Source organism: Alteromonas profundi (assembly GCF_010500865.1).
In the GTDB taxonomy this organism is placed as follows: domain Bacteria; phylum Pseudomonadota; class Gammaproteobacteria; order Enterobacterales; family Alteromonadaceae; genus Alteromonas; species Alteromonas profundi.
This window is the reverse complement of sequence record NZ_JAAAWN010000055.1, coordinates 1-4,486: the sequence shown is the minus strand read 5'-3', so window position 1 is coordinate 4,486 and position 4,486 is coordinate 1. Positions and strand designations below refer to the sequence as shown.

Sequence of the window (4,486 nt, the reverse complement as noted above, 5' to 3'; positions counted from 1 at the left end):
AAAATGTTGCAACGGGATATGTGTTCAGCAATTACGCTAAATAGCTATGTACATGAGCCGTATACGAGGCCCGTATGTACGGTTCTGTGAGAGGGATGAGGCGGTAACGCCTCACCCTACTCGATGTCTCTATCCTTCTGGTGTGTATTACTAATACTAAACAATAAGTAACATATATTGTTGTAGCGGCTGTTTTCCGTCATATTATGGAAAAGCTATACGTGTGTATCGTCCCTTTTCTCACTATTTTGGCGGAGCGTTTTTATGTCAACAAGGCCCACCCTTCATGCCGTTGAGGCAGGCGTTAGTTATCTAAAAGATGTAGAGCAACTGCGGATAAGTTTTAATTCTGGGCGAACGCGTTCTTTAGAGTGGCGAAAAGCGCAATTAATGGCACTTAAACGCATGCTGGTGGAAAACCAGCACGACGTTTTGATGGCCTTAAAGGCCGACCTAGGAAAGTGTGAAACTGAATCTATGGTGGCCGAGCAAGGTTATTTACTTTCAGATATAGATCACACGCTCAAACATTTATCAAAATGGATGCGTCCTCGCCCTGTATCTACCCCTTTAGTGGCGTGGCCGGGCAAAAGTTTTCAACAGCCTGAACCTCTTGGAACGGTACTGATTATTGGGGCATGGAATTACCCTTTACAGCTATTACTGGCCCCTTATATTGCTGCCCTTGCTGCGGGCAATTGTGCCATATTAAAACCTTCAGAACTTGCCGAGGAAACGTCCCATCTGATTGCCCGTCTTATCCCTAATTATATGGACACCAAGTGTGTAGCGGTAATCGAAGGGGGAAAAGAAGAAACCACTGCGTTGCTTGCTTGTCGTTGGGACCATATCTTTTATACCGGTGGGGAAGCCGTGGGTAAAATTGTAATGAGCGCAGCAGCAAAGCATCTTACGCCGGTTACATTGGAGTTAGGCGGAAAGAGCCCCTGTATTGTAGATAAAAACACTAACCTTACCGTTACTGCACGCCGCCTCGTTTGGGGGAAATGGATGAACGCAGGACAAACGTGCATCGCCCCCGACTATGTTTTAATTGAAAGTGGTTTTGAACATCAGTTTATCGACGCAATAAAAAAAGAACTTACCACCCAATATGGGAAAAAGCCGTTAACCTCAAAAGACTATGGCAATATTATTAATCACCGCCATTTGGCTCGCTTAAAAAGCTATTTAGAGGGAACTAATAAGGTCTATGGCGGAGATGTCGATGAGACGCGGCCAGCAATGTCGCCAACCCTCGTGCTAGCCCCAACAAGCGATGCGAAAGTGATGCAAGAGGAAATATTTGGTCCAATATTACCTATTGTCACCGTGTCGAATATAAACGAAGCTATTCAGTTTATAAATGCCCGACCTAAACCGCTAGCGCTTTATGCTTTTAGCGATGACGATAGCGTACTCGATAACATAATTGCGCAAACTAGTTCTGGCAGCGTGTGTACTAACGACACCATGTTGTTTATGACTAACCCCGAGTTACCTTTTGGTGGGGTGGGAAATAGTGGTATGGGGAGTTACCATGGCCGCGCTGGATTTGATACATTTAGTCATATCAAAACCGTTATGAAGCGCGCGTTCGCCTTTGACGTGCCGTTTCGGTATGCGCCTTTTTCAAAATTGAAGTTATGGCTGTTGAAGAAGTTCCTTTAGCGGGCAACTTCATTATCGTGCCCTGTATACGCTTTAAAGGGTGGCCCAGTGCTCAGGCCACCCTGATTTTGCTCGCTTCATTGGGAAAACGCGCTAGAATTTAGAACGTTTACCCTACTAGGCAGCGTGTCGCTCTTTAATGTAAAAGCTAAGCGTAACTGAACTCTCGCTTTTAATAGGGCGCATAATTTGAAGTAGTAATGCATTGTGACCTACTAAACAAATCTGGCTGCTAAGGGGAAAAAAGTGTTTGGCGACACCCTATTTGTCCACTTCAATATAATCTGAGTCTAATTCTACATCGGGTTTAGAGGTTTGAACCGCCACCTCAGGGTCAGGTTGTTCCACATTAACGTCCGGGTCTTCTTGCTTAACGTCTACAGCGGGTTTGCCTGCTTCAATATTGACTTTAGGATCAGCTTGAGAAATTGACACTTCAGGTTCGGGTTGGTCGATAGTAATATCAGGATCATTAGTGGTAATGGTAACCTCTGGCTTTGGCTGGCGCACCGTAACCTGAGCCGGCTTTTGATTAATAGTCACCACGGCGGGCTTCTGCGTAACCGTTACCTGATCGCCGGGACGTTTTTCGGTTTTCTCATTAGCAATAAGCTCTTTTAGTTCTTGCTCATCGAGTTCGCCGTTTTTATTTACATCGTAACGCTGCAACATGTCTGCATATTGTGATGAAGCCTCTTGCGTAGTCGTAGGCATTTGTTGTTGCGCGAAAGATGGAGTAGCAAACAGTGCTGATGTAATAAGTAAGGTACCGCCGATTTTCTTAAACTTCATGATAATTTCCTTTTGCTATGCTTATTCAACTGGACTCTAGAGACGACTTCGACCTATTTTTTGGCCAAAATAGCTTCTATGGTTTCCTGCTTTTGTGAGACAGGTGAGTACCGTGATTCCACATATTCAGGGAATTGCTGTATGTCTTTATTTGAAGTCAGTAGAAGATCGCCATCTTCCAAGGCCACCGCATCTAATGGAACGACGCTCTTTTTCTCGCCTAAACCCATCATTCCGCCTGACTCAACAACTAAGAACAGTTGATTATTTTGGGTTTGCATAACCACTTCTTCAATGGCCGCAACTTCTTCACCTTGAGGACTTAAAACTTGATCCTCTTCTAATTCCCCAATAGTCATATGCGCAACCATTGCTTTGTCGCTATCTTCGCGTATCTCACCACGCTCATCTCGGCGAACAATATTAATTTCAGGCTCGCTACTTTCGATAGTTATCTCTGGCTCTGCTTGGTTTACTTTTACTTTCGGCTTTGCGGCGTTAACCTCCACCTGAGGCTCTGCCTGTACGATACTAATTTCTGGTTTTTGTTGCTGAACCGTAACTTCAGGATCTTCATAATTAATATCAACTTCAGGTTGCCCTACCGCAACATCAACTTGGGGATCTTTTTGTTTAACGTCTACAGAGGGGGCAGGTTGTTTCACTGCTACATCGGTTTGTCCTTTAATTACTTCAATTTGAGAACGCTCAGCCTCTTCGACTTCCTGCGCATGAGTAACAAAAGAAGCGCTACATGTTACTGCGACCAGCGCAGCAATAGACTTTACTTTTGCGAGGGGCGATTTACTTTGTCTTTTACGAATATACATTTTTGCTCCTTTAAAATATTGACTACCTTGATTCATAATAATGTCTACCGCATTGTGACAACGACATTATTGACAGTGTTAGTGTTGCAACACGCATACCGAATTAAATTAAATAAAGTTTCTTTCTCTTAATTCGTCTTTTCTATTTGTTCTGATAGTTCGGTTTTAAAACTAAAGATAGGTATTCACATAAAACTATTTATTGTTCTTTTGTTTTTGTAACTTTATGTAATAAATGAAGTTAATTTAAAAGCGCAGTGTGAGCGGTGTTTCAAATTATAATTTTTTAGCGAGAGAATTCTCAAACGGTCTCTTTCTCTATATTTACTGTATCTGTTTAGAGAGTGGGGGAGTGATTAATTATTTTTATACAAATCGACGACGAAGATTTTCTTATTAACCACATATTGCAGCATAGATTTTACACATTTTCTTTGTAACCTTTTCATTCCACGTTTAGAAATCTCTGGTTGTTTAGATTTTAAATGTAGGTAATTCCATATATTTCAATAAGTTATGGTCATTCCAATGACAGGTTTTGGGTTGTCTCATTGGTATCGATGTTGCTTTCATAAAGATATGTCACAACACGATGTTAACCTTCATTTGGAATAAGGATTCACCATGCGGAAACATAACTTTCTTTTATTTATAGCGCTACTACTGCTGCCTTCACTTGTTAATGCGCAAGCCGTTGTCGAAGATACTACATCGCTATCTGGGGTGTTTTTTACTAGTGTTATTACGGGTGTTGTTATTGCGGTAGGAATTCAGTTTCTTCTCAGTAATTTAGCTGTTGCATCAGGAATTAGTGCTATTGGAGATATAACTAATAATAGTTCAAGTTCGGGTAGTAGCTACCATCATGATACTAAAAGTACAGGGCGAAAAATATCGTCTGCTTTTGGAATATTCGCGTTAGTAACCATGTCTTTTTCTATTTTTATTGCAACCTTATTAGCAATAGAAATTAGCGTTGCGAAAAGTTTGCTAAACGGTGCAATCCTTGGTGTTGTTATTTGGTCGTTGTTCTTTATAAGTACCCTTATTTTAGACGCTAAGATTACCCGCGGATTCAACCCCGAAGTGCACCACTCGTTAAATTAAGCTGCGTCTCTTAACTGTTTGAATACTAGAGCAGGCTGCTTAAATCCGAGACATTTTCTGGGTCTCGCATTCAACGCACGCTCAAC

At 41.9% G+C, this 4,486-nt stretch carries 4 protein-coding genes; 2 read left to right on the top strand and 2 right to left on the bottom strand.

Annotated features, from left to right (window positions below; all coding sequences use genetic code 11):
- Positions 1 to 264 precede the first annotated feature (264 nt).
- Positions 265 to 1,671: an aldehyde dehydrogenase family protein gene (locus tag GTH32_RS18855; RefSeq protein ID WP_163088709.1), complete on the top strand. Its 1,407-nt coding sequence runs from the start codon at positions 265 to 267 to the stop codon at positions 1,669 to 1,671.
- Positions 1,672 to 1,932: 261 nt separating this feature from the next.
- On the opposite strand, the gene GTH32_RS18850 is transcribed toward GTH32_RS18855, so the two are convergent.
- Both GTH32_RS18850 and GTH32_RS18845 read right to left on the bottom strand, forming a co-directional pair.
- Entirely contained in the window at positions 1,933 to 2,463 is a 531-nt protein-coding gene (locus GTH32_RS18850; protein WP_163088707.1) for an EF-hand domain-containing protein, read from the bottom strand.
- Between the two features lie 53 nt (positions 2,464 to 2,516).
- Complete coding sequence (locus GTH32_RS18845; RefSeq protein WP_163088705.1) at positions 2,517 to 3,293, bottom strand: PRC-barrel domain-containing protein; 777 nt, start codon at positions 3,291 to 3,293, stop codon at positions 2,517 to 2,519.
- A gap of 624 nt (positions 3,294 to 3,917) precedes the next feature.
- Here GTH32_RS18845 and GTH32_RS18840 point away from each other — a divergent pair.
- Entirely contained in the window at positions 3,918 to 4,400 is a 483-nt protein-coding gene (locus tag GTH32_RS18840) for a hypothetical protein (protein ID WP_163088703.1), read from the top strand.
- The last annotated feature ends 86 nt before the right edge of the window (positions 4,401 to 4,486 follow it).